At 61.9% G+C, this 25,237-nt stretch carries 22 protein-coding genes; 15 read left to right on the top strand and 7 right to left on the bottom strand.

Annotation, left to right across the window (positions count from 1 at the left end):
* Positions 1 to 53: 53 nt before the first annotated feature.
* Positions 54 to 560 carry an RNA polymerase sigma factor gene (locus F8N43_RS01180; RefSeq protein WP_150631029.1) on the top strand — a complete coding sequence of 169 codons (507 nt, stop codon included), beginning with the start codon at positions 54 to 56 and terminating at the stop codon, positions 558 to 560.
* Entirely contained in the window at positions 557 to 1,309 is a 753-nt protein-coding gene (locus tag F8N43_RS01175; RefSeq protein ID WP_150631028.1) for an anti-sigma factor family protein, read from the top strand. Before F8N43_RS01180 ends, F8N43_RS01175 begins: the two co-directional genes overlap by 4 nt.
* A 124-nt stretch (positions 1,310 to 1,433) precedes the next feature.
* Here F8N43_RS01175 and F8N43_RS01170 read toward each other — a convergent pair whose 3' ends face one another.
* Positions 1,434 to 2,270 carry an IclR family transcriptional regulator gene (locus tag F8N43_RS01170; RefSeq protein ID WP_150631027.1) on the bottom strand — a complete coding sequence of 279 codons (837 nt, stop codon included), beginning with the start codon at positions 2,268 to 2,270 and terminating at the stop codon, positions 1,434 to 1,436.
* A 242-nt stretch (positions 2,271 to 2,512) separates the two neighbouring features.
* Between F8N43_RS01170 and F8N43_RS01165 the strand changes: the two genes are divergently transcribed.
* The 8 genes from F8N43_RS01165 to zapE all read left to right on the top strand — a co-directional run bounded on the left by F8N43_RS01165 (position 2,513) and on the right by zapE (position 11,887).
* Entirely contained in the window at positions 2,513 to 3,532 is a 1,020-nt protein-coding gene (locus F8N43_RS01165; protein WP_150631026.1) for an ABC transporter ATP-binding protein, read from the top strand.
* A complete protein-coding gene (locus tag F8N43_RS01160) occupies positions 3,529 to 4,398 on the top strand; it encodes an ABC transporter permease (protein WP_150631025.1) in 870 nt (289 codons plus the stop codon). The genes F8N43_RS01165 and F8N43_RS01160 overlap by 4 nt, the downstream gene beginning before the upstream one ends.
* Positions 4,399 to 4,404: 6 nt before the next feature.
* Positions 4,405 to 5,199 carry an ABC transporter permease gene (locus tag F8N43_RS01155; protein WP_008031926.1) on the top strand — a complete coding sequence of 265 codons (795 nt, stop codon included), beginning with the start codon at positions 4,405 to 4,407 and terminating at the stop codon, positions 5,197 to 5,199.
* Positions 5,200 to 5,206: 7 nt separating this feature from the next.
* Positions 5,207 to 5,497: a (2Fe-2S)-binding protein gene (locus F8N43_RS01150; protein ID WP_150631024.1), complete on the top strand. Its 291-nt coding sequence runs from the start codon at positions 5,207 to 5,209 to the stop codon at positions 5,495 to 5,497.
* Between the two features lie 1,507 nt (positions 5,498 to 7,004).
* Positions 7,005 to 8,360 (top strand): NAD(P)/FAD-dependent oxidoreductase, encoded by a 1,356-nt coding sequence (locus F8N43_RS01135; protein WP_150653076.1) that lies wholly within the window; start codon positions 7,005 to 7,007, stop codon positions 8,358 to 8,360.
* On the top strand, positions 8,357 to 9,472 hold the full coding sequence (locus tag F8N43_RS01130; RefSeq protein ID WP_150653075.1) for an NAD(P)/FAD-dependent oxidoreductase: 1,116 nt from the start codon (positions 8,357 to 8,359) through the stop codon (positions 9,470 to 9,472). Before F8N43_RS01135 ends, F8N43_RS01130 begins: the two co-directional genes overlap by 4 nt.
* 18 nt (positions 9,473 to 9,490) lie before the next feature.
* Entirely contained in the window at positions 9,491 to 10,537 is a 1,047-nt protein-coding gene (locus F8N43_RS01125) for an ABC transporter substrate-binding protein (RefSeq protein ID WP_150632584.1), read from the top strand.
* 219 nt (positions 10,538 to 10,756) lie between these two features.
* On the top strand, positions 10,757 to 11,887 hold the full coding sequence (gene zapE, locus F8N43_RS01120; RefSeq protein ID WP_150638793.1) for a cell division protein ZapE: 1,131 nt from the start codon (positions 10,757 to 10,759) through the stop codon (positions 11,885 to 11,887).
* A 74-nt stretch (positions 11,888 to 11,961) separates the two neighbouring features.
* On the opposite strand, the gene F8N43_RS01115 is transcribed toward zapE, so the two are convergent.
* Positions 11,962 to 12,666 (bottom strand): YebC/PmpR family DNA-binding transcriptional regulator, encoded by a 705-nt coding sequence (locus F8N43_RS01115; RefSeq protein WP_150632582.1) that lies wholly within the window; start codon positions 12,664 to 12,666, stop codon positions 11,962 to 11,964.
* 218 nt (positions 12,667 to 12,884) lie between these two features.
* Between F8N43_RS01115 and F8N43_RS01110 the strand changes: the two genes are divergently transcribed.
* Complete coding sequence (locus tag F8N43_RS01110) at positions 12,885 to 14,213, top strand: type VI secretion system Vgr family protein (protein ID WP_150638795.1); 1,329 nt, start codon at positions 12,885 to 12,887, stop codon at positions 14,211 to 14,213.
* Here the strand turns inward: F8N43_RS01110 and F8N43_RS01105 are convergent, their stop codons facing one another.
* Positions 14,214 to 15,611, bottom strand: coding sequence for an FAD-dependent oxidoreductase (locus tag F8N43_RS01105; RefSeq protein ID WP_191630113.1), 1,398 nt, complete (start codon positions 15,609 to 15,611; stop codon positions 14,214 to 14,216).
* Between the two features lie 4 nt (positions 15,612 to 15,615).
* On the bottom strand, positions 15,616 to 16,941 hold the full coding sequence (locus tag F8N43_RS01100) for an MFS transporter (RefSeq protein ID WP_150632579.1): 1,326 nt from the start codon (positions 16,939 to 16,941) through the stop codon (positions 15,616 to 15,618).
* 267 nt (positions 16,942 to 17,208) lie between these two features.
* Between F8N43_RS01100 and F8N43_RS01095 the strand changes: the two genes are divergently transcribed.
* Positions 17,209 to 18,081 carry a LysR family transcriptional regulator gene (locus F8N43_RS01095; protein ID WP_150632578.1) on the top strand — a complete coding sequence of 291 codons (873 nt, stop codon included), beginning with the start codon at positions 17,209 to 17,211 and terminating at the stop codon, positions 18,079 to 18,081.
* A 118-nt stretch (positions 18,082 to 18,199) separates the two neighbouring features.
* Here F8N43_RS01095 and F8N43_RS01090 read toward each other — a convergent pair whose 3' ends face one another.
* Complete coding sequence (locus tag F8N43_RS01090) at positions 18,200 to 19,063, bottom strand: LysR substrate-binding domain-containing protein (protein ID WP_150632577.1); 864 nt, start codon at positions 19,061 to 19,063, stop codon at positions 18,200 to 18,202.
* 109 nt (positions 19,064 to 19,172) lie between these two features.
* On the opposite strand from F8N43_RS01090, the gene F8N43_RS01085 reads away from it, so the two are divergent.
* From F8N43_RS01085 to F8N43_RS01070, 3 genes are all read left to right on the top strand, one after another.
* Complete coding sequence (locus tag F8N43_RS01085; RefSeq protein ID WP_150638799.1) at positions 19,173 to 20,282, top strand: 2-aminoethylphosphonate--pyruvate transaminase; 1,110 nt, start codon at positions 19,173 to 19,175, stop codon at positions 20,280 to 20,282.
* 155 nt (positions 20,283 to 20,437) lie between these two features.
* Positions 20,438 to 21,265, top strand: a complete 828-nt coding sequence (phnX, locus tag F8N43_RS01075; protein WP_150632575.1) for a phosphonoacetaldehyde hydrolase — start codon at positions 20,438 to 20,440, stop codon at positions 21,263 to 21,265.
* Between the two features lie 221 nt (positions 21,266 to 21,486).
* Positions 21,487 to 22,035, top strand: a complete 549-nt coding sequence (locus F8N43_RS01070; RefSeq protein ID WP_150632574.1) for a cytochrome b — start codon at positions 21,487 to 21,489, stop codon at positions 22,033 to 22,035.
* Positions 22,036 to 22,042: 7 nt separating this feature from the next.
* Here F8N43_RS01070 and F8N43_RS01065 read toward each other — a convergent pair whose 3' ends face one another.
* Both F8N43_RS01065 and F8N43_RS01060 read right to left on the bottom strand, forming a co-directional pair.
* Positions 22,043 to 22,960, bottom strand: coding sequence for a 1-aminocyclopropane-1-carboxylate deaminase/D-cysteine desulfhydrase (locus F8N43_RS01065; protein ID WP_150653074.1), 918 nt, complete (start codon positions 22,958 to 22,960; stop codon positions 22,043 to 22,045).
* Positions 22,961 to 23,155: 195 nt separating this feature from the next.
* A complete protein-coding gene (locus tag F8N43_RS01060) occupies positions 23,156 to 25,195 on the bottom strand; it encodes an FAD-dependent oxidoreductase (protein WP_150638803.1) in 2,040 nt (679 codons plus the stop codon).
* Positions 25,196 to 25,237: the final 42 nt, after the last annotated feature.

The raw sequence follows: 25,237 nt of genomic DNA, 5'->3' as shown, positions 1-25,237 counted from the left end.
CTCAAGTGCCGGGCGTCTTCCTAGTCCACAGCGTAGTGACTAGTCAGAAACTGATGAACGAAATTGACGAACAACTGAGTGAAATCATTCCCAGGTTGCGCCGCTTTGCCGTGTCGTTGACGCGCAACCCCAGCAGCGCCGACGATCTGGTGCAGTCGAGCCTTGAGCGGGCGCTGTCGAGCTGGAGCGACAAACGCCCCGAAGGCGACTTGCGGGCCTGGCTGTTTTCGATTCTTTATCGGCAATTTCTCGACGCTCACCGACGCTCGCGGCGTTATGCACGGATGCTCGAATTCTTTACCGGACGTGACGATTCCCAGCCGTCGGTAGAACGCACCGTGATCGCCCAATCGACCTTGCAAGCCTTCGATCAGCTCAACACCGAACAGCGTGCGCTGCTGCTCTGGGTGTCGGTTGAAGGCCTGAGTTACAAGGAGGTCGCCGAGATCCTCGACGTTCCCGTCGGCACCGTCATGTCGCGCCTGTCCCGCGCCCGCCAGGCCTTGCGCCAACTCAGCGACGGCGAAATCACCCGCCCTTCTCTGCGGAGACTCAAATGATCAGCATGCCCCCGAGCGAGCGTGACCTGCACGCGTATGTGGACCACCAACTCAATGATGACGACCGACGCATGGTGGAGACTTTTCTGGCCGGTAACGTGGAAATGTCTGCACAGGTCCGCGCCTGGCAGCAGGACGCCCAGCAACTGCGCGCGGCCCTCAGCGGCGCGTTGCAGCAACCGGCCAACCCGGACCTCGACCCGGCGCTGATTCGTCGGCGCCTCAAACGCCAATCGCGCCGCCATCTGGCCAGCGCTGCCGTGCTGCTGATTGCCGTCGGCATCGGTGGGGTCAGCGGTTGGCAGGCGCGGGAGATGACCCTCCTCAGCGCTGCCGCGCCGATGGCCGATGCGATGCAGGCCTATCGGTTGTTTGCTCAGCAAGGCATGTTGCCGGCGGATTACAAGGTCAGTGATGACGGCGATATGCAGGGTTGGCTCGACCGTTATTTCACCCAGGCCCATCGCTTGCCGGACCTTTCCGGCGCAGGGTTCAAACCGGTCAGCGGGCGCCTGCTCAGTACCGAGCAGGGGCCGGCGGCGATGGTGGTTTATGAGGACCGCAGCGGGCACAAAGTCAGCTTCTACGTGCGCCCGCCGGGGCCGCGAAACTTCCTGCTGCCGAGGGGCAGTCGCAGTGACGGTGAATTGCAGGCCGAGTACTGGTCGGGGGGCGGTTACAACTACGCGATGGTCAGCCCGACAGACACGCCTGCGGCGAAAATGCTAAAGCAAACCGTGCAGTTCTGAATACACCACTGATCAAATGTGGGAGCGAGCCTGCTCGCGATAGCGGTGTGTCAGACAATATCGATATCGACTGTCAGTCCGCTATCGCGAGCAGGCTCGCTCCCACAGGGGATTTGTGGTGGTTTCAACCCTGCCCGAAAACTTGAGATGGCCGGCGCAATAGTGGATCAAAGGGATTGATCCGCGGCCCGATCAGCGCCGCTTCGCGCTTGAGCATGTCTACCACCGTCGGCAAACGGTCCGGCCCCAAGCGGTCACTCACAGTGGCCACACTCAACGCCGCCACCGCTCGCCCCTCACGATCCAGAATAGGCACCGCTACGCCGGCCATGCCTTGCAGCACGCCGGTATTGCGCCCGGCGTAACCGAGGGCGCGCACGTTCTCGACTTCCGAACGCAGGAACACCTCGTCATACAGATGGAAATCCTTCAGTCGCGGCAGGTTGTAATGGATCACCGTGTCGCGCTCCTCTTCCGGCAGGAACGCCAGAATCGCCAGACTGCCCTGGCCCACGCCCAACGCCACCCGCCCGCCGATGTCGCCGGTAAAGGTGCGAATTGGAAACGGCCCTTCACTGCGGTCCAGGCAGATCGCATCAAACCCGCTGCGCGCCAGCAAAAACAACGAATCCCCCAGCGAGGCCGACAATCGCAGCAACGATGGCCGCACCAGTTCGCGCAGGTTTCCGGTGTTGCCGGCGCGCGCCGCCAACGCAAAAAAATCCAGGCTCAGGCGATAGCGTTTGCTGCGCACGTCCTGCTCGACCATGCCCTCGTCCATCAGGCTGCGCAGCAAACGGTGCGTGGTCGGTTGTGACAAACCGATGCGCTGGGCCAGTTGCGTCACGCGCTCCCCACCCTCGACGGTGTCACCCAAACTGCGCAGCACCGCAAACAGTCGCGAGACAGCGCCCACGCCGACTTCATTTTTGTTTTCATTCCGCTCAATGGAATCAGTCATGACATTTCTCGATGATTTATTTACTCACTGAATGAAACTGAAAATAACCATCGATTCAGTGAAATAGGCCATTGAGCCCATCCTAGTCTTCGTCCTAATCTGCGTCCACAGGGGCGATTCGAACAACAGCGGCAGCCGACTCAAGTCGAGCGCCAACGCACCCCGCAAGACCCTTTCGTATCTGCCCATACAAAAAAGCGCGACCTCAGGCCGCGCATAACAATCTCAGGTGGAGCGCAGTTATGGCTTTTGTGCAACTTGAAGGACTCGGCAAGCGTTACGGCGAAATCGACGCCGTCGTCGCCACCAACCTCTCGGTCGAGAAAGGCGAGTTCGTGTCCCTGCTCGGCCCTTCCGGCTGTGGCAAAACCACCACCCTGCAAATGATCGCCGGCTTCGTCGAAGTCACCAGCGGGCGCATTCTGCTCGACGGTCGCGACATCACCCACGCCAAACCCGCCAGCCGTGGTTTGGGCGTGGTGTTCCAGAGTTATGCGTTGTTCCCGCACATGACCGTCAAGGACAACGTCGCCTTCGGCCTGCGCATGCGCAAAGTGGCCAACGGCGAATTGCAGCAGCGCGTGGATCGGGTGTTGAAACTGGTGCGCCTGGATCAGCATGCCGAGCGTTACCCACGAGAACTCTCCGGCGGTCAGCGCCAACGTGTGGCGCTGGCCCGGGCGCTGGTGATCGAACCGCCGGTGCTGCTGCTCGACGAGCCGCTGTCCAACCTCGACGCCAACCTGCGCGAAGAGATGCAATTCGAGATCCGCCGCATCCAGCGCGAAGTCGGGATCACCACGTTGATGGTCACTCACGACCAGTCCGAAGCGCTGTCCATCAGTGACCGCGTGGTGGTGATGCAGGCCGGGCGCATCACCCAGATCGACGCGCCTTACACCCTCTACGAACACCCGCGCACCGAGTTCATTTCCGGGTTTGTCGGCAAGGCCAATCTGCTGCCCGGCGAACGTGACAGTGCGGGTGTGGTTCAGGTCCGCAGCGGCGGTGAACTGACCCTCAGCCTGCGGCCGGAAAAAATCGATCTGCGGGAACACGATCACGGCCGTCTGCAAGGCAAAATCGTCAGCCGCTTCTTTCTCGGCAGCCAATGGTTGTACGGCGTTTCGACCAGCCTCGGCGAACTCAGCGTGGTGCGCCGCAACGACGGCTCGGCACCCATGAACGAAGGCACGCCGGTCGGCCTCGACTGGGACGCGGCGCTGCTGCGGGTGCTGAGTGTCGACGAGGTGTCGGCATGAGTACGCTCGTGGCCCTTCGCCAGGGACGTCAGGGTTACCTGCTGTCGGCACCGGCGCTGGCGTTGTACGTCTGCCTGCTGGTGATCCCGCTGCTGCTGACGCTGGTGTTGTCGTTCAACGTCTTCGACTACAGCTCGGGCATCAACGGTGACGCCTACACCGTCGACCATTACAGCAGCCTGTTGGGAGACCCGTACTTCTACGAAATCTTCCTGCGCACGTTCTGGATCAGCGCCCTGACCACCCTGTTGTGCGTGGTGATCGGTGTGCCCGAGGCTTACATCCTCAGCCGCATGGGCGCGCCATGGCGTTCGATTTTTTTGATTCTGATCCTCACGCCGTTGCTGATTTCGGTGGTGGTGCGCGCCTTCGGCTGGAGCCTGTTGCTCGGCGCCGACGGCCTGGTCAATCAAACCCTGCAAGCCTTCGGCGGCTCACCGGTGAAGCTGTTGTACACGCCGTTCGCGGTGGTGATTGCACTGGTTCACGTGATGCTGCCGTTCATGATCATTCCGGTCTGGACCTCGCTGCAAAAACTCGACCCGGCCGCCGAACAAGCGGCGATGTCGCTAGGGGCCAGTCACTTCACGGTGATGCGCCAGGTGGTGTTGCCGCAAATCATGCCCGGCGTGCTCTCCGGCACATTGATCGTGTTCGGCCTCGCCGCCAGCTCCTTCGCCATTCCCGGCCTGCTCGGCGGACGCCGCATCAAGATGGTCGCCACGCTGATCTACGACCAGTACCTGTCGGAGCTCAACTGGCCGATGGGCGCGGCCATCGCCGTTGCGCTGTTGTTGCTCAACCTGCTGATCATGCTGTCGTGGAACCGGATGATCGAAGGCCGCTACAAGAAGTCATTGGGATAACTCGTCATGTCCAAGAACGGTCCTTTCGCCCTGCTGTTCCATACCCTGGTGGTGGTGTTCATGCTGGCGCCGCTGGTGGTGGTCTGCCTCGTGGCGTTCACCCCGGAAAACACTTTGAGCCTGCCGACCACGGAATTTTCCCTGCGCTGGTTCCGTGCGGTATTCGAGCGCGCCGACTTCGTCGATGCGTTCTACAACAGTCTGATTCTGGCGTTCTGCGCGGCCAGCCTGGCGACGCTGATTGCAGTGCCGGCGGCATTGGCGATCACCCGTTTCGAGTTTCCGGGACGGGACTTTTTCAATGGCCTGTTTCTGTCGCCGATCATCATTCCGCATCTGGTGTTGGGCGTGGCACTGCTGCGGTTGTTTGCGCTGATGGGCGTCAACGGCAGTTTTGCCTGGCTGATTTTTGCTCACGTGCTGGTGATCACGCCATATGTGCTGCGCCTGGTGCTGGCCTCGGCCATCGGCCTGGATCGCAGCGCCGAACACGCGGCGCAATCGTTGGGTGCCGGGCGCTTCACGCTGTTCCGCCAGATCACCTTGCCGATGATTCTGCCGGGGGTCGCCGGTGGCTGGCTGCTGGCGTTCATCAACAGTTTCGACGAGGTCACGCTGTCGATCTTCGTTACCTCGCCGGCCACGCAAACCTTGCCGGTGCGGATGTACGTGTACGCCACTGAATCCATCGATCCGATGATGGCGGCGGTGTCGGCACTGGTGATCGCACTGACCGCGCTGACGATGATTCTGCTTGATCGGGTCTACGGCCTGGATCGGGTTCTGGTGGGTAAACAATGAGGGCGCCATGGCTCTGCTGAAACGACTGGCCGAAGGCGACCGCCCGGCCGTGAACTTTACCCTGGACGGTGCACCGGCCAGCGGGCTGCTCGGCGATACCGTGCTGACCGCCGTACTGACCTGCAGCGAACACTTGCGCGGCAGCGATTTCAGCGCGGAGCTCCGTGCCGGGTTTTGCTTGATGGGCGCGTGTCAGGACTGCTGGGTCCGCCTGGGTGATGGCCGGCGCGTGCGCGCGTGTTCGACGCTGCTTGAAGCCGGCGAGCACATCAGCCGTGAACCGGGGCGATCGCTATGACCACCTTTTCTGTCTGCCGAAACGAGATCCCCTGTGGGAGCGAGCTTGCTCGCGATGGCGGTGGATCAGTCGATATCTATGTTGCATGTGATGGCCTCATCGCTGGCAAGCCAGCTCCCACAGGGGGGCGGCGTCGATCACAAAATGTTCAGCCAACTTCAATCAACTGTGGGAGCGAGCTTGCTCGCGATGGCGGAGTGTCAGTCGCCCTCATTGTTGACTGTGGCACCGTCATCGCCAGCAGGCTGGCTCCCACAGGGGGGCGGCGTCGATCAAACAATGTTCAGCCAACTTCAATCAACTGTGGGAGCGAGCTTGCTCGCGATGGCGGAGTGTCAGTCGCCCTCATTTTTGACTGTGCCACCGTCATCGCGAGCAGGCTGGCTCCCACAGGGGTCCGGCGTCGATCACACAATGTTCAGCCAACTTCAATCAACTGTGGGAGCGAGCCTGCTCGCGATGGCGGAGTGTCAGTCGCCCTCATTGTTGACTGTGGCACCGTCATCGCCAGCAGGCTGGCTCCCACAGGGGGGCGGTGTCGATCACACAATGTTCAGCCAACTTCAATCAACTGTGGGAGCGAGCCTGCTCGCGATGGCGGAGTGTCAGTCCCCCTCATTGTTGACTCTGCCACCGTCATCGCCAGCAGGCTGGCTCCCACAGGGGGGCGGCGTCGATCACACAATGTTCAGCCAACTTCAATCAGCTGTGGGAGCGAGCCTGCTCGCGATGGCGGAGTGTCAGTCGCCCTCATTGTTGACTGTGCCACCGTCATCGCCAGCAGGCTGGCTCCCACAGGGGGGCGGCGTCGATCACACAATGTTCAGCCAACTTCAATCAACTGTGGGAGCGAGCTTGCTCGCGATGGCGGAGTGTCAGTCGCCCTCATTTTTGACTGTGCCACCGTCATCGCCAGCAGGCTGGCTCCCACAGGGGTGCGGCGTCGATCACATAATGTTCAGCCAACTTCAATCAACTGTGGGAGCGAGCCTGCTCGCGATGGCGGAGTGTCAGTCGCCCTCATTGTTGACTGTGCCACCGTCATCGCCAGCAGGCTGGCTCCCACAGGGGGGCGGCGTCGATCACACAATGTTCAGTCAACTTCAATCAACTGTGGGAGCGAGCTTGCTCGCGATGGCGGAGTGTCAGTCCCCTTCATTGTTGACTGTGCCACCGTCATCGCCAGCAGGCTGGCTCCCACAGGGGTGCGGCGTCGATCACACAATGTTCAGCCAACTTCAATCAACTGTGGGAGCGAGCCTGCTCGCGATGGCGGAGTGTCAGTCCCCCTCATTGTTGACTGTGCCACCGTCATCGCCAGCAGGCTGGCTCCCACAGGGGTGCGGCGTCGATCACACAATGTTCAGCCAACTTCAATCAACTGTGGGAGCGAGCTTGCTCGCGATGGCGGAGTGTCAGTCCCCTTCATTGTTGACTGTGCCACCGTCATCGCCAGCAGGCTGGTTCCCACAGGGATTCAGCGGCGATCGGCTACAGGGAGGTGGGTATGAAGTCGGTGGTGATTGTCGGTGCCGGGCCGGCCGGGATTCGTGCGGCGCAGACGCTGGTGGCGCATGGTGTGCGCCCGGTGCTACTGGACGAAGCCGCACGCGGTGGTGGGCAGATTTATCGGCGGCAACCGGCGAACTTCAAACGCTCGGCGGTCAAGTTGTATGGCTTCGAAGCACGCAAGGCGAAGGCGCTGCATCAGACGATCGATGAGTTACGCGAACAGCTCGACTATCGTCCTGAAACCCTGGCATGGAACGCCGAGGCCGGCACGCTCGACACTTTGCACGGGCGGCTCGCTGCACGGCTGGAGTTCTCTCGGGTGATCGTCGCCACCGGCGCCACCGACCGGGTGTTGCCGGTGCCTGGCTGGACACTGCCGGGCGTCTACAGCCTCGGCGCGGCGCAGATTGCCCTGAAATTCCAGGGCTGCGCCATCGGTGAACGGGTGGTGTTCGCCGGCAGCGGACCGTTGCTGTATCTGGTGGCGTATCAATACGCCAAGGCCGGCGCGAAGGTGGTCGCGGTACTCGACAGCTCGCCGTTCAGCGCCCAGGCCCGCGCCCTGCCCGGCCTGTTGTCGCAACCGGCCACATTGGCCAAAGGCATCTACTACCGCAGCTGGCTGACCGCTCACGGCATCCCGGTGCATCAGGGTGCAACCTTGCAACGCGTCGAAGGTGAACAGCGTGTGCAGTCGCTGAGTTGGTCCAACTCAAACGGTGAACATCAGCTGGACTGCGACGCCGTGGCTTTCGCCCACGGTCTGCGCAGCGAAACCCAACTCGCTGATCTGCTCGGTTGCGCATTCACCTGGAACCCGCTCAACCGCGCCTGGCTGCCGCAGCGTGACAGCGCCGGTCGCAGCAGTGTCGCCGAGGTATATCTGGCCGGTGACGGCGCCGGCATCATGGGCGCCGACGCGGCGGAAATGGCCGGCGAACGGGCCGCCCTCGCCGTGCTCGAAGACATGGGCTACGTGATTGCGCCCAAGCGTGGCGTGCAACTGGAGCAGGCACTTGAACGAATCAATCGTTTTCGCCAAGGCCTGGAATGCGCCTTCGTGTTTCCACAAAGCTGGGCGGCCGATACGCCTGACGCCGCGATGATCTGCCGCTGCGAAGAAGTGCGCGCCGGCGACATCCGCGACGTCGTGCGCGAAGGCCATTGGGAGATCAACCGGGTCAAGGCCCATTGCCGGGTCGGCATGGGCCGCTGTCAGGGGCGCATGTGTGGCGCTGCCGCCGCCGAAATCATTGCCTGCGCCAGTCAGCGAAGCATCTCTGACATCGGCCGCCTGCGGGCGCAGGCACCGATCAAACCGCTGCCGTTTGGTCTGGAGGTCGAGCCATGATCGAGGTCGATGCAGTGATCATCGGCGGCGGCATTGTCGGCGCCTCCGCCGCGCTTTTCCTGAGCAAGGCCGGTCGGCGTGTGGCGCTGCTGGAGCGGGACTTTTGCGGTTCGCACTCGAGCGGCGTGAACTACGGCGGCGTGCGGCGTCAGGGCCGACCGCTGTCACAACTGCCGCTGTCGCAACAAGCTCACGAGATCTGGGGGCAGTTGCCGCAGTTGATCGGCATCGACGGTGAGTACCAGCGCAGCGGCCACCTGAAACTGGCGCGCAGCTTCGACGACCTGCGCGCGCTGCAGGACTATGCCGCCAGCAGTCAGGGTTTTGGCCTCGATTTGCAGGTGCTCGACCGCACTGAATTACGCGCGCGTTTTCCGTGGGTCGGCGACGTCGCAGTCGGCGCTTCGTTTTGCCCGGATGACGGTCACGCCAACCCGCGACTGGTTTCACCCGCATTTGCCCGGGCAGCACAGCGCCACGGTGCGCACGTCCACGAACAATGCGCAGTGAGCGCAGTGGAGCATGACGGTCAGCGCTTTCGGGTCAGCACGCAAAACGGTCTGCAACTGCACGCGCCCTGGTTGTTGAACTGCGCCGGTGCGTGGGCCGGCAGCCTTGCCGCGCAGTTCGACGAAGCGGTGCCGATGCACGCCGGGCACCCGGCGATGTTGGTCACCGAGCCCTTGCCATGGGTGATGGATGCCAGCACCGGCGTCGAGGGTGGCGGCATCTACGCGCGTCAGGTCGCGCGCGGCAACTGCGTACTCGGCGGCGGCCAGGGATTTGCCCTCGACGATGCCCGCGCGCGCCCTGGTCAACACGCGGTGATCGAGATCCTTCGACAAGCCGTCGAGCTCTATCCGTTTCTTGAAGGCGCCCAGGCGATTCGTACCTGGAGCGGCACCGAAGGTTACCTGCCCGATCGCCAGCCAGTGATCGGCCACAGTGGCACTCAACCCGGTCTGTTGCACGCGTTCGGCTTTGCCGGCGCAGGTTTTCAGATCGGCCCTGCGGTGGGCCAGGCGCTCACCGAGATCATCTGCAGCGGCGCTTCAACCACGTCGCTGGATGCGTTTTCCATCACCCGGTTTCACTCCATCTCCGTTGCTTGATAGAGGAAGGTCGCGCCAATGAATAACGTCAAACGCACTGCACTGCTCGGACTTTCATGCCTGAGTGTCCTGCTCACGGCCACCCAGGCCCAGGCCGAACCGACGCTTTACCTCGGCATGAACGGCGGGACCATGGAACGGCTCTACGCCGACAAGGTGCTGCCGGTTTTCGAAAAGGCCAATAACGTCAAAGTGGTGATCGTGCCGGGCACTTCCGCCGACATTCTGGCCAAGGTTCAGGCCAGCAAAGGCAACCCGCAGATGCACGTGATGTTCCTCGACGACGGCATCATGTACCGCGCCATCGCCATGGGCCTGTGCGACAAACTCGAAGACAGCCCGACCCTGGCGCAGATCCCGGCCAAGGGCCGCATCAAGGACCAGGCCGTGGCGGTCAGCCTCGGCGTCACCGGACTGGCGTACAACACACGACTGTTCAAGGAAAAAGGCTGGGCTGCGCCAACCTCGTGGATGGACATGGCCGACCCGCGCTTCAAGGACAAACTGGTGTTCCAGTCGATGGCCTCGTCAACCTTTGGCCTGCACGGTTTCCTGATGTTCAACCGGATTCAGGGCGGCAGCGAAACCGACGTCGAACCAGGTTTCAAGGCGTGGCCGAACACTGTCGGACGCAACGTGCTGGAATACATTCCGAGTTCGGCGAAGATTTCCGAAATGCTCCAGACCGACGAAGCGGCGCTGTTCCCGTTGACGCCAACCCAGGTCACGGCGCTGAAACTCAAAGGCATGCCGGTCGAATACGCGCAACCGAAGGAAGGCGCGGTGGTCCTCAACGTGGCCGAATGCGCCATCGCCAACAACACCCAACCGGAACTGGCGCAGAAACTCGCCGCGTTTCTGCTGACGCCCGAGGCGCAAGCCGCTGCGCTTGAAGATGGTGATCAGATCCCGTCCAACCCGAATACCCCGACCACTGACAAAACCCGTGGCCAGGTCGAGGCGATGAAGCAGTATCTGACCACGGCGATTGCCATCGATTGGGACCAGGTCAACGAACAGCGCCCGGCGTGGAATGCGCGGTGGAATCGTAGTATCGAGCGGTAGTTCGCTGATCGATCAAACGACATAAAAACCTGTGGGGGCAAGCCGGTCTGGCTCCCACAGGTTCCGCGCCAGGATAACTGACAGAGTCCAAACCTCACCTCCAGTGCCGCCCGTTTTGCGTCCCGTACCTGTCTACACAACTGGAAGCCAATTTACCGTATTGGTTACACTACGCCGCCGCAGCTCGGGGAGCCTGCCTGACGATTACGGGGTGACACAGTGGCCGTTCGACCGCCCAACCGTTCGCGATTCACACCACGCTGGCCCGTGCTTCGTCGTCTCTTCGGCAAGGTATCGACCGCCTCCGCCCCTCATTCAGCGACGGGGCGAGTGGTCCACGACTACTTCCGGCACAAGGCGCACGCGCAGGGTTACACCCTTAGCCATAGCCAGCAGCGCGTGATCGACTGCATGGCGAATCACGCCGCAGCACTGCTCGGCACGTCGGCAAAAACGCTGCCGGGCCTATACCTGTATGGCGCCGTGGGGCGCGGCAAGAGCTGGTTGCTCGACGGCTTTTTCCAGGCACTGCCGATCGCGGAAAAACAGCGCCTGCACTTCCATGAGTTTTTCGCTCGACTACACCAGGGCATGTTCAGTCATCGCGATCACACGGATGCGCTGGCGACGACCCTCGATGACTTGCTGAGCGATTGCCGGGTGCTGTGTTTCGACGAGTTTCACGTCCACGACATCGGCGACGCGATGCTGATCACGCGGCTGTTCAAGGCCCTGTTCCGCCGAGGCATTCTGCTGCTGGTGACCTCCAATTACCCGCCTGAAGGCTTGCTGCCGAACCCGCTCTACCACGCACGCTTCAAACCGGTGATCGACTTGATCAACGCACGCATGCAGGTCATGGAAGTCGGCGGTCCACATGACTATCGCAGTCAGGCGAGAACCCACGCCCAGCAGCTGTTTACCCAGGGGCACTACGTCTGGCCGGCCACATTGGCGCAACGTCAGGCACTGAACCTGCCCGAGCCCGACGCGCCGGCCATTCCTTTGCCCGTCGGCAGCCGGCATCTGCCAGCCCGATATTGCGCAGGACGAACCATCGGGTTCACTTTCGCCGATCTGTGCGACCACCCCACGGCAGTCATGGATTACCTGGAGTTGTGCCGGCGTTTCGACCACTGGATCATCGACAAACTGCCCAACCTCGCCGACTGCTCAATCGCAGCGCAGCAGCGTTTCATCAATCTGGTGGACGTTCTGTACGATCAGGACAAGCACCTGATCCTGCTCGGCCACCGCTCGTTGCGCGAAAGCCTGGGCGGCGATGCCATTGACCTGGCGCGCACGCGCAGCCGGCTGGGGCAATTGGTGGAGGTCAGGGAGACGGTCTGAACACAGGATAGGGCGCTCAGCACCCACCCCCTTCGCCGGCAAGCCGGCGAAGGCGGTATCACTGAAGAAACAAATTACCCCGCCAACCCGACAAACATGTCCTGCACGTCATCGTGGTTGTCGAGGCCTTCGAGGAACGCTTCGACTTCAGCCATCTGCTCGTCGCTCAGGCCGCTGACCGGGTTCTTCGGCTTGTAACCCAGCTTCGCCGACAACACGGTGAACCCCTGCTCAGGCAAGGCTTTCTGCACCGAATCCAGATCGGTCGCTTCGGTGATGAACAGGGTCGCGCCCTCTTCGCCAGGTTCGAAATCCTGTGCGCCCGCTTCGATAGCGGCCATTTCCGGATCGGCATCCGGGCTGTCCGGGGACGCCTCGATCATGCCGACATGGTCAAAGTCCCAGGCGACGGAACCGGAGGCGCCGAGCTGGCCCTTGCGGAACGCGACGCGGATTTCAGCGACGGTGCGGTTGATATTGTCAGTCACGCATTCAACGATCAGCGGCACCTGGTGCGGCGCGAACCCTTCGTAGGTCACGCGGTGGTATTGCACGGTTTCGCCGAGCTGGCCGGAGCCTTTCTTGATCGCACGTTCCAGGGTTTCGCGGGGCATCGAGGCCTTTTTCGCCTGTTCGACCACCAGACGCAAGTGTGCGTTGGTCGCAACATCGGCACCGTTGCGCGCAGCAATGGTGATTTCCTTCACCAGTTTGCCGAAGATCTTGCCCTTGGCGTTAGACGCCGCTTCTTTGTGTTTAACCTTCCACTGTGCGCCCATTACTCACTCTCTATCTGTGGCGCCGAGACATCTATTGGCCGACGCTTTGCGCAAGTTTATACGGCCTAAAGTTGGCAATCGACCAAAAAATCCATCCTGTCGAATCGACATCTTCACCGCTGGTTGTAGGGCGATTCTGAAACATCGATTTGCGGTGACCCTAAAGGCCCATGGTTTCGTACCCTCTGTACCCGTACTCCATGGCAGAAGCGCGATCGATGCACAACGACAAGGAAAGTCCCTTCACCCTCACACTGCTGGACGCCGATCTGAGTTGGCAGGTGGTGCAGTTCAGTGGTCATGAAGCGCTCAACCAGCCCTATCGATTCGACGTCGAGGTGATAGGCCTGTCGCCGACGATGAGCCCGGATCACTTGTTGCAGCAACCTGTGTTCCTCGGCCTGGCGCAAGGTCTTGGTATTCATGGCATCGTCCACAGCGCCAGCCACGAACATCGCGGCCCACACTGGATCGGGTACAGACTGGTGGTGGTGCCCTGGTTGCAAAACCTCGACCGGCAGCGTTGCCGTCGGGTGTTCCATCAACTCAATGTGCCAGCGATCCTGCGCCAGTTACTCGCAGAAAACTCAGTCCCGGAAGACAGCTACCGTTTTGAGCTGCCGAACGGACGTTATCCCGTCAGGCCGTTTTGCATTCAGTTTGAGGAGAGCGACCTGACGTTCCTGCAACGCCTCTGCGAAGAAGAAGGCATCCACTTTCACTTCGAACATCAATGCGACGGCCATGTGCTGGTGCTGGCGGATGACAGCCTGAGTTTCCCCCAGGAACCGCTGCTGATGCCATTTCATGGCGACACACCCGAACACGCGAACGAGCCGGTGATCAACGAATTGTTCCAGCGGCACACCTCGCCTCCACTCGCCACGCGCCCCGCCCCGCCACCGCTCGATCGGGAACGGCTCAGCCGCCGGATACTCGAGCGACTGCGCTGTCGGCATCGGCAGATTCAGGGGCAAAGCGACCAGAGCGAATTGCGCAGTGGACGCATCGTGCAAGTCTCGGAACATCCGCTGCCGAACTTCAACGATCAATGGCTGCTGACCGAGCTGCGTCATCAGGGCCAGCAGCCGTCGATTCTCACCCGGACCACTACCATCACGGCCCGACGCTACAGCAATCAGTTCACCGCCATTCCGTGGTCAACGGTGTTCCGCCCCGCGCTGATTCACGCCAGGCCCGGGATTCCGGGTTTTCAGACGGCCCGGGTGCTCGGCCCTGTCGGACAGCCGGCGGTGCTGGATGACCAAGGCCAGATACAGGTCAGATTGTGGCCCTTCCCGGAGTCCGATGACGATCAATCCCCAGGCATTTGGCTGCCCCTGGCCCTCGCCACAGCGGACGGACGGATCGATCCGTCGAGGCTGCCGATCGCCGGCACCGAAGTGCTCATCAGTTTCCTCGACAGCGATCCGGACCGCCCGGTGTTGTGCGCGACGGCGAGCCATCCGTCAGCGCCTCGAACCACCCGGCAACCACCCGGCGATGACCGGCTGCTGCTCGATTGGCTGATCAACCGTCAGGCCTGATCAGCCCTTGTCCGCCTTGCCTGCTGCCGCCGCAAACTTCGCCAGGCGCACATCCAGATGCCGTGGCCGACGCCCGTGATCTTCGGCGCGCTCCTTGCGGCGGATGGCGTTGCGCACCATCAGCGAGCCGAGGTAGCGAATCGGTTCCGGCGGAAAAAAGCCCAATGGACCGTTGACCAGCGGCGAACGGGTCCAGACATTGTCGAGGCCCTGGACCATCGAAGCGAGAATCTGCCCGCCCATGTGACACGGCCCGACCCCGCTGCCGGAATAACCGAAACCGTAGAACACATTGCCGTGGGCGCTCATCTGGCCGAAGAACGGCAACCCGGTGACCGAGCGATCTGACGGACCGTTCCACGTCGCCTCGACCCTGACCTCGGCAAACGCCGGAAAAAACGCCCTGAGGCTGTGCTGCAACAGGCCCCCATAGGGCGACGGCTGATCGAACACCGGCAGCATTCGCCCACCGTAGGCGAAGGTGTTGCCGCCCTTGCCGAGCATGATCCGGCCGTCCGGGGTGTTGTGGTAATAGTGCACGAAAATCCGCGAATCCAGCACCGTGACACCGCTGGTCAAACCGATTTGGTTGAGCAGCTCCGGCCGTGGTTCGGTGATCAGCATGTCGCTGGAAACAATCGCCACGCTGCGTTCGAACTGCGGGAACGCGCGGGCCATCCACGCGTTCATCGCCAGTACGACCCGGTCCGCACGGACGGTGCCGTGCGCAGTCTCGATCCCTGCCGGTTTGCCCTCCTTCAGCCCGGTCATCGCGGTGTTCTCATGAATTCTCACGCCCAACTGCAACGCCACCCGGCGCAAACCGCGCACCAGTTTGCCCGGTTGCACGCTGGCGGCGGCCGGTGAAAACCAGCCTTCCAGGTGCTTGCGGGAACCGGCCATGCGCTGCACATCCTCAACCGGCCGCTGGGTGAACGAGTTGATGCCATGGCGTTCGAGCGCTGCGATCACCGCGTCGGTCGAGCCGCATTGGGCGCGATTGGTCGCGGTGTAGAGCGTGCCGTCGAGGCGGTAATCGGCGTCCACGCCGTACTGTTCGCAGAAGGTGCCAATCGCGTAAATACTGCGCTCGGATTCCTTGACCAGCCGCACCGCCTCTTCGACGCCGAACAACCTTTCCAGGGTGAAATACTTGGCCGACCACGACAGCGCACAACCGCCGTTGCGGCCACTGGCGCCGGCACCGCAGATGTCCGCCTCGATCAGCAACACATCCAGTTGCGGGTTCTGTTCCTTGAGCATGATCGCGGTCCACAACCCGGTGTAGCCACCGCCGACGATGCACACATCGGCGCGGGTATCGCCTACCAAGGGTTCGCACGGCGCGCAGGACTCGGCCGCCAGCGCCTGTTCCAGCCAGAAAGGTCTCATCGGTATTTCCTCAGGTACGCAGGGGTTTGACACTCATCGGCCGGTCAGGCACGAACGCACTTTTGGCCTGCAGGCCCGCCGGGCGGCTGTTCCAGTAAGGGATCAGCACCAGCGCAGAGAACAACGCGCAACCGGCGAAGATAATGAACACGGTGACCGAGTCGAAGTAACCCGGCAGCAAGCCGCCGAGAATCGCCCCGACGGAGCCGCAACCGTTGACGAAGCCTGCTGACGTTGCGCCAGCCTTGGCCGTGCCGAAATCGATGGCCGCCGCGCCGCTGATCATCGAGTCCGGCCCGTACAGGGTCAGGCCCATCACGAACAGCAGCGCCACCACCGCCGTCACACTGCCGGTGTGCAAGGCGCCCATGAACAGGGCCAGCGAAACGGTCAGCGCCAGCAAACTGATCACGCAGGCCGGCATGCGTCGGGCGCCAAACAGTTTGTCCGAGGCCAGCCCGAGCAGGATCGGCCCGAGCAATCCGGCCAGTTCGAACGCCGTCGGAATGATCGCCGCACCGACCTTGCCCACCGTCGGCATCTGTTCAAAAACGATCACCGGCCCCCACAGCAGAATCGCGTAGCGCGCCGGTTTCAGCAGGAAGTACGCGAGGCCGAGGATCAGCACCGTGCGGTTGCGCAGGATTTCCTTCAACGGTTCCAGCACGCTGATCTTGCTTTGCGCATACGCCTCTTCGGCGGTTATCTCAGGTTCCGGTTCAACCGCTGGCAAGCCAACGTCTTGCGGTTTGTTGCGTTGAAAAATAAAAAACAGCACGGCGACCAGCCCAACCACCGCCGCACTGGAAATGAACGCCGCGTGCCAGCTGCCGATGAGCGTGTACGCCCACCAACCGGCAAACGGCGATGCCACGAGCCCGCCAAAGGCATAGCACGAACTCCATAAACCGAGCACCCGCCCGCGCTGTTGGGCGGGGAAGAAACTGCCAATGTTCTTGCACAGCCCCGACCATCCGGTGGACTGGGCCAGGCCTTGAATCAACATGCAGGTGGCGAAAATCGGTAACGTGGCAAAGCTGCCCATCACCAGCGCTGCGGCGGCGGAAATCAGCAAACCGCCGAGCACCACGACCCGCGGGCCGAAGCGGTCAGCGAGGATGCCCCAGGTGAATTGGCCGATGGCGTAGGCAGTCAGATAGATGGCGTCGAGGTTGGCCATGGCCATTTTGTCGAGCATGAAGGTGGGGTCTTCGGCGATCCCCAGTTTGGCCACGGAAAACGCTTTGCGGGTGAAGTAGAAAGCGGCGTAGGCGAGCCAGGTGATCGCGAAGATCTGCACGCGCCAACGCTTGATGGTGCCGATGTGCTTGTTCATTGTGGTTCTGACCTCAGGGTGTGAGTGTGCCGGCAGAAATTGAGAAATAACGCCTGTGTTTTTATTGTTGAGCACTGCGATATCACTGCGTCCCTGATGCGATATCGGTCAGATGAGTCCTGCAATTGCACGCGCAGGCTCATGGTCACGGAGGTGTTCGACTGACCAGTCACCGCGACTGAGGCCGATAAAAACAATTACTGATTAATAAGTGAAATCGATTTATCGTATTTCCAATATAAGCTCAGCTTGTTACTGGAGATTGCGATGTCGGTTTCCCACGCCCAGCTCAAAGCCTTCCACGCCGTCGCCGTCCACGGAAGCTTTACCAAGGCCGCCGAGCGGCTTTTCCTCACGCAACCGGCGATTTCCGACCAAGTGCGCAAACTCGAAGAACGCTTCGGGGTGCTGCTGTTTCACCGCAACAAACGCTCGGTGCGCCTGACCGATCTGGGTGAACGCTTGCTCGGCATTACGCAACGATTGTTCGTTATCGAAGCCGAAGCGCAGGAGTTGCTTCAGGACTCGCAGGCGTTGCAGACCGGCAGCCTGATCCTGGCGGTGGACGCACCGGTGCACGTGCTGCCGCAGATCGCGCGGTTCTGCGAGCGCTACCCCGGCATCAGCGTGAAGATCGAAACCGGCAACACCGATGAATCGCTGTTTCGGCTGTTCAACTATCAGGCTGACCTGGCGTTGCTCGGGCGCGATGTCAGCGATGAACGATTGATCTCGTTGCCGCTGCGCAATGACCCGATGGTGGCGTTTGTTTCGCGCAATCATCCGTGGGCCGACCGCGAGTCGATCTGCCTCGCGGACCTCGACGACACGCCGCTGGTGCTGCGGGAAATCGGTTCGGTGACGCGTCAGACGCTGGAAGAGGAAATGGCCGGCGCCGGGTTTCGGATTCGTCCGGCCATTCAGGTCGAAGGCCGGGAAGCGGCGCGTGAGGCAGTGGTCGTCGGGATTGGCGTTGGCGTGGTTTCGGCGGCGGAGTTTGGCGCGGATTCGCGGGTGTGTGCGTTGCCGATTACCGACTGCAAGCGGCGGATGACGGAAACGCTGGTGTGCTTGCGCGAGCAGAGTTCGCGGCGGGTGGTGGCGACGTTCCTGGAGATGGTTCGCGAGAGTCTGGTGTAGGCCCTTCTGGCCTCATCGCGGGCGAGCCCGCTCCCACAGGATCTATGGCGACCACCTATTTTGTGTACGACGCAAATCCCTGTGGGAGCTGGCTTGCCAGCGATTGCCGCACCTCGGTCTATCGACCTGGCGCCAACCCGAAAAACGCCTGTATCAAACGCAAATCCCGCCGCCGCTCCATGCACCCGATCATGTGCCGGTTCAGCAACCCCTCGCCAATTATCGGCACCGCCGCCACCCGTGGGTCATGGCTGACCTCCACCGATGACACCACGCCAACGCCCAACTGCGCCGCGACGGCCTCGGTCACCGCCTCGCGACTGTCCAGTTCCAGCAACACCCGCGGGTTCACCTTCGCTTGGACGCAAGCCTCATCGAACGTGCGCCGGGTGATCGAACTCGGTTCGCGCAACACCATGATGACCTGATCCAGGTCCTTCAGCGGCACCCCCTTCGAACGTTGCGCCCAAGGATGCCCCTGCGGCACCAGCGCGCAAATCCGCGACTCGCTCAGCGCCTGCAAATGCAAGCCCTTGCGTGGCTCGACTTCGGTCAACACCGCCACATCGGCATGCTCCGATAACAGCGCCGCCAGGGTTTCCTGCGCATTGCCCAGGCGCAGGTTCACGGTGATCCCCGGATACCGCGCGCGCAGGCTCGCGAGCATCGGCATGACCATGTGCGGCCCGTCCGCCGCCACTTCCAGACGCCCGGTGAGCAATTGCCGATTGGCCTCCAGCATCACTTGAGCTTCTTCGGCCAGGCCAAACATCGCCCGGGTGATGGCCGCGAGTTTGGTGCCCTCTTCCGTCAGTTCCACCCGTCGCGCGGTTCGCCGCAGCAAGGTGATCTGGTAGTGCTCCTCCAACGCCTTGATGTGCCCGGTGACCGCCGGTTGACTGATGAACAGCCGCGCGGCGGCCCGGGTGAAGCTGCCCTCGCGGGCCACCGCATCGAAGGCGCGGAGCTGGAACAGGTTCATGAATAACCCTCACTGATGGCTGGCATAACAACAAACAATTTGATTGATAGCACGGCAAATTGCAATTTAAGCCCCGTAGCTTCATCCCATCGATTGCGAGGACACGAGAATGAGTACTGCCGAACCCATCCTGCTCACCCCCGGCCCGTTGACTACATCGGCCCGCACCCGTCAGGCGATGATGGTCGATTGGGGTTCATGGGATGACCGCTTCAATCAACTGACCGCCAGCCTCTGCGAGCAACTGCTGGCGATCATCAACGGCGGCGCCAGCCACCACTGCGTGCCCTTGCAAGGCAGCGGCACCTTCGCGGTCGAAGCGGCAATCGGCACCCTGGTGCCTCGCGACGGCAAAGTCCTGGTGCTGATCAACGGCGCCTACGGCAAACGCCTGGCGAAAATCTGCGAAGTGCTCGGCCGCGCCTTCAGCACCTTTGAAACCGCCGAAGACGAACCAACCACCGCCGCCGACGTTGACCGTCTGCTGCGGGCCGACGCCCACATTACCCACGTCGCGCTGATTCACTGCGAAACCAGCACCGGCATCCTCAACCCGCTGCCGGAGATTGCCCAGGTCATCGCGCAACACGGCAAACGCCTGATCATCGACGCCATGAGTTCTTTCGGCGCGCTGCCGGTGGATGCGCAACAGGTGCCGTTCGATGCGCTGATTGCCGCCTCGGGCAAATGCCTGGAAGGTGTGCCGGGGATGGGGTTTGTCTTCGCTCGCAAAGACGCGCTGGCGAATGCCGCCGGTAACTCGCACTCGCTGGCGATGGACTTGTTCGACCAGCACACCTACATGGCCAAGACCGGCCAATGGCGCTTTACCCCGCCGACCCACGTGGTCGCGGCGCTGCACGAAGCCCTGCTGCAATACAACGAAGAAGGCGGTTTGCCGGCGCGGCATCAGCGCTACGCCGACAACTGCAAAGTGTTGCTCGATGACATGGCCAAACTCGGCTTGCGCAGCTTCCTGCCCGCCGCGATCCAGGCGCCGATCATCGTCACCTTCCACGCGCCGAAAGACCCACGCTACCAGTTCAAGGAGTTCTACGAACGCGTCAAGGCCAAGGGTTTCATTCTCTACCCCGGCAAGTTGACCCAGGTCGAAACCTTCCGCGTCGGCTGCATCGGCCACGTCAACCAGGCCGAGATGCACGCGGCGGTGGCGGCGATTGCCGAAGTGCTGCGCGAGATGGAAGTGTTAGAGATCTAAACCACACCGCCTTCCCCTGTGGGAGCGGGCTTGCCCGCGATAGCGGTCTGACATTCGCCATAGATGCCGACTGACACGGCCTCATCGCGGGCAAGCCTGCTCCCACAGTAAAAGCTGTCCTCCAATAGCCAGTTTTCTACAGGAATTTGATCACCATGAACTACACCAACCCAACCAAACTCCAGGCCGCCATCCTCGACTGGGCCGGCACCGTAGTCGACTTCGGCTCCTTCGCGCCGACGCAGATTTTTGTCGAAGCCTTCGCTGAATTCGACGTCCAGGTCTCCATCGAAGAAGCCCGTGGCCCGATGGGCATGGGCAAGTGGGATCACATCCGCACCCTGTGCGATCAGCCGGCTGTCGCCGAACGTTATCGCAAGGCATTCGGCCGCACGCCGACCGACGATGACGTCACCGCGATCTACCAGCGCTTCATGCCGCTGCAGATCGAGAAAATCGCCGAACACTCGGCGCTGATTCCGGGCGCGCTGGACACCATTGCCAACCTGCGCCAGCAAGGGATCAAGATCGGCTCCTGCTCCGGCTACCCGAAACAGGTCATGGACAAAGTGGTCGAGCTGGCCGCCACCAACGGCTACATCGCTGATCACGTGGTCGCCACCGACGAAGTGCCTAACGGTCGTCCGTGGCCGGCGCAGGCCTTGGCCAACGTCATCGCCCTGGGCATCGACGATGTCGCGGCTTGCGTGAAGATCGACGACACCGTGCCCGGCATTCTCGAAGGCCGTCGCGCCGGCATGTGGACCGTGGCGCTGATCTGCTCGGGCAACGCGCTGGGCCTGGACTATGAAGGTTATCGCGCCCTCGACAGCGAGCAATTGGCCAGCGAACGTAAGCGCATCCACGCACTGTTCGACGGCTCGCGCCCGCACTACATGATCGACACCATCACTGACTTGCCGGCAGTGATCGCCGACATCAACCAGCGCCTGGCCAACGGCGAGATGCCGCAAACCAACTGATTCCCCCCCCCCTGCAGGAGCAAGCTTGCTCGCGATAAGGCCCTGTCATTCGATGCAGATGTTGAATGGAAGACCGCCATCGCGAGCAAGCTTGCGCCTACAGCGTACGCGGCGCTTTGGGAAGGCAAATAGCCGCAGGCAAACCTTGCGAAACAGGCTTACAGTTAAAGCACACCGTCGATCAAGAACGGTGGCCTGACCCGACCTGTGAGGAACGCCGTATGCCCTGGAAGAATTCCGACTCTCGCTACAGCACCGTGTCGATCACGCTGCATTGGCTGATGCTGGTGTTGCTGGCGCTGGTTTACGCCAGCATCGAGTTTCGCGGAATCTTTCCAAAAGGCAGTGGTGGCCGAACGCTGATCACCGAAACGCATTTCATGCTCGGTCTGACGGTGTTTGTGCTGGTGTGGTTGCGGCTGTTCGCCCGCAGCCTCGGCCCGGCACCGCAAATCTTCCCCGCTTCGCCGCACTGGCAAACCGTGCTGGCCAGATTGATGCACTGGGCGCTGTACATTTTCATGATCGCCATGCCGATTCTGGGTTGGCTGGTCACCAGCGCCAAGGGCCATCAGGTGATGTTCTACGGCTTTGATTTACCGCTGCTGATATCAGAGGACAAGGTGTTGGCCAAACAAATAGAAGGCTGGCATGAACTCGGCGGCACCCTCGGTTATTGGCTGATCGGGCTGCACGCCGTGGCGGGGATTTATCACCACTATGTGGTGGGCGACAACACGTTGCTGCGGATGATGCCCAAACGCGGCTGAACGCCTTTTATTGAAACCCGCGGCGGCCCTGCAAGCCGCCGGTGTGGACGAAGATCAGGCGCGTGCCTTTTTCGAATCGTCCGGCTTCGACCTGCTGCTTGAGCGCCAGCAGCGCTTTGCCCGTATACAGCGGTTCGAGGGGAATGCCGCTGGCCTGTTCGGTTTGCGCGATGAAATCCAGTAACAGCGGATCGACTTTGGCGAAGCCGCCGCGGCTGGCATCGATCAATTCATAGACCGGATGATGCACGCCGGCCTCCTGCACAATCGATTCGACTTGCTGCGCCACGCCATGGTCGTCGGGCACTGCCAGCGCACCATAAACCGGGTGATCCCCCGCTTCGGCCAGCACCAGGCCGGCCAGCGTGGTGCCGGTTCCGCAGGCGAGCCACCAGCCGTTGTAGTCGCTCCAGCCCAGCCCCTTCAGTTGCTCACTGACCATCACCTTCAACCGCATGCAGCCCTTTGCGCCCGGCAATCCGCCGCCACCTTCGGGCACCGCAAGCAGATCAGGATATTGCGCCCGCCAGGGTTCCCAGAAACCCGCGTCGTGCCGCGCGCGATATCCGCCGTAACCCAGCCAGTGCAACTGCATGCCGAAGGCCTGCAAGTCCTTCACTGTGGGGGTTTCCTGCGCATGACCGCGCAGTAACCCAACGGTCGTGAAACCGAAACGTTTCCCGGCGGCAGCCAGCGCATGCAGATGGTTGGAGTGAGCACCGCCGAGGCTAATGATGCCTTTGGCAGCGGCAAGGTCAGCCGCTTTGAAGTGTTCGATGAGTTTGAACCACTTGTTGCCGCTGATCAGAGGGTCGATCTGGTCGAGGCGCAGGATGGCGACTTCGATGCCTGATCGGGTTAACCAATCAAGATGCAAGAGGTCGAGCGGGGCTTGGGGTAGCCAGTCACTGGGAGGGAGAAGCATCGATGCCGGCTCTGGGTAAAGAGCCGGCATCTTAGCAGCCTTGAGGACGCCTTCGCGGGCAAGTCGAACCGTCGCACCGCCGCTCCTACAGGGTTAGCGCCGATCCGCAATTGCGTGAACGACGCCGATCATGTGGGAGCGGCGGTGCGACGGTTCGACTTGCTCGCGATAGCCATTGGCACGCTTGGCCTGCTGTTACAACTGCGCAGCCAAGCGCGAACCCTGGTTGATCGCCCGCTTCGCATCCAGCTCTGCCGCCACGTCCGCGCCGCCAATCAGATGCACGTTCTGCCCTGCCGCGACCAGGCCGTCCTGCAACTCGCGCAACGGATCCTGCCCGGCGCAGATCACGATGTTGTCCACCGGCAGCACTTGCGGCTCACCGGTTTCGCCGATGCGGATGTGCAAACCTTCGTCGTCGATCTTCAGGTATTCAACGCTGTTGAGCATCTGCACCTGCTTGTTCTTCAGACCGGTGCGGTGGATCCAGCCGGTGGTCTTGCCCAGGCCGTCGCCGACCTTGGATTTCTTGCGTTGCAGCAGGAACACTTCACGGGCCGGTGCATGGGGTTCAGCCTTGATGCCGGCGACACCACCGCGCGCTTCAAGGTGCGTGTCGATGCCCCACTCTTTCCAGAACGCGTCACGGTCAAGGCTGGTGGCTACGCCCTGATGCACCAGGAATTCGGACACGTCGAAACCAATCCCGCCCGCACCGATCACGGCGACCCGTTTGCCCACCGGTTTACGCTCGAGGATCACGTCCAGGTAGCTCAACACCTTGGCATTCTCGACGCCCGGGATCGCCGGTACACGCGGCGCGATGCCCGTGGCGAGGATGATCTCGTCGTAACCGCCCTCAACCAGTTTTGCCACATCGACGCGAGTGTTCAGGCAGACCTCGACGTTAGTGGTTTGCAACTTGCGGTTGAAGTAGCGCAGGGTTTCAAAGAACTCTTCCTTGCCCGGCACGCGCTTGGCGATGTTGAACTGACCGCCGATTTCACTGGCCGAATCGAACAGCGTCACTTGATGGCCGCGCTCGGCAGCCACGGTCGCGGCCGACAGACCCGCAGGGCCGGCACCGACCACGGCGATTTTTTTGATCTGCTGCACGGGCAGGTAGTTGAGTTCGGTCTCATGACAGGCACGCGGGTTGACCAGGCAACTGGTCAACTTGCCGCCGAAGGTGTGATCGAGACACGCTTGGTTGCAACCGATGCAGGTGTTGATTTCATCGGCACGGCCCGCGGCAGCCTTGTTGACGAAGTCGGCGTCGGCCAGGAACGGTCGCGCCATGGAGACCATGTCGGCATCGCCTTCGGCGAGAATCTGCTCGGCCACTTCCGGGGTGTTGATGCGGTTGGTGGTGATCAGCGGAATGCTCACCGAGCCGCGCAGCTTGGCGGTGACTTTGCTGAACGCGCCACGCGGCACTTTGGTGGCGATGGTCGGAATCCGCGCTTCGTGCCAGCCGATGCCGGTGTTGATGAGGGTTGCACCGGCCTGCTCGATGGCCTTGGCCAGGGTCACGATTTCTTCCCAGGTGCTGCCGCCTTCCACCAGGTCGAGCATCGACAGGCGGAAAATAATGATGAAGTTCGGACCGACCGCTTCACGTACGCGGCGGACGATTTCCACCGGCAGGCGCATGCGATTTTCGTAGCTGCCGCCCCAGCGGTCGGTGCGGTGATTGGTGTGAGCCGCGAGGAACTGGTTAATGAAATAACCCTCGGAGCCCATGATCTCGACGCCGTCGTACTCGGCTGTTTGCGCGAGGGTCGAGCAGGTGACGAAATCGCTGATCTGCTTCTCGATGCCTTCCTCGTCCAGCTCCTTGGGTTTGAACGGGTTGATCGGCGCCTGAATGGCGCTCGGCGCAACTTGCTTCGGGCTGTAGGCATAACGCCCGGCATGCAGAATCTGCATGCAGATCTTGCCGCCCGCTTCGTGCACCGCGCGGGTCACGATCTGATGTTTGAGCGCTTCTTCTTCAGTGGTCAGCTTGGCCGCGCCGGAATACACACCGCCTTCGTCGTTCGGGCCGATACCGCCTGTGACCATCAGGCCAACGCCGCCTCGGGCACGCTCGGCGAAGTAGGCGGCCATGCGTTCGAAGCCGCCGGGCTTTTCCTCAAGACCGGTGTGCATCGACCCCATCAGGGTACGGTTGCGCAACGTGGTAAAACCCAGGTCCAACGGAGCCAACAGGTGCGGGTAATGAGCGGCGGTCATCGGTAACTCCACAACGAGCGATCACGGAAAAAGTGTGGGCAC

Origin of the sequence: Pseudomonas fluorescens, assembly GCF_902498065.1 — a bacterium.
Classification (GTDB): Bacteria; Pseudomonadota; Gammaproteobacteria; order Pseudomonadales; family Pseudomonadaceae; genus Aquipseudomonas; species Aquipseudomonas fluorescens_BJ.
Note: the sequence above shows the minus strand (reverse complement) of the source record. Positions and strands in the feature narration are given on the sequence as shown.